Annotated in this window: 1 protein-coding gene; it reads right to left on the reverse strand. The window is 54.6% G+C overall.

Annotated elements, in window-relative coordinates:
* A partial coding sequence (locus K5E19_RS23890) for a class I adenylate cyclase (protein ID WP_221553395.1) occupies positions 1 to 526 on the reverse strand: 526 nt, incomplete at both ends.

Here is a 526-nt window from a genome sequence, read left to right on the forward strand (position 1 = left end):
ATCTTCCAGTTGGCGCGGTTGTCGAGCATGGACAGACGCGCTTCGTCCCATCCCCATTCTTTGACTAACTGACTGACCACTTCACGACGCCAGCCCACGCAGGCGCGTTCGCGGCTCAATTTTTCACAGACTTTGAGATAGAAACATCGACGCACCAGATCGAGACGCGTGGTGTCATCAATGGCTTTCAGGTATTCGGTAACGCGTTCCAGCATCATGCAGTAGGCATCAAGCCCGTAGGAGACAATCTCCCCGTCGTGCAGACGCTGTTTGATGTCTTTCGCCAGCAGGCGCGGCGTAGGGTATTCCCATGAATAGGCTTCCAGCAGCAGCGTTTTCAGCACCGCTTTGTACGGTGAGTCGATGCTCTTATAAAGCTGCCAGAGGCTCGCGCCAAAGTACTCTTCGGCGGACAGAGAGCTGAGGCCCCCCAGATCCAGCCATTCGTTTGGCGTCAGTACGCCCTGAGAATAGAGCGACATGACGTAATCGTCATAATGCTCTTCTTCATCGCACGGCACCATAT

Origin of the sequence: Enterobacter sp. RIT637 (assembly GCF_019718755.1) — a bacterium.
Lineage (GTDB): Bacteria > Pseudomonadota > Gammaproteobacteria > Enterobacterales > Enterobacteriaceae > Enterobacter.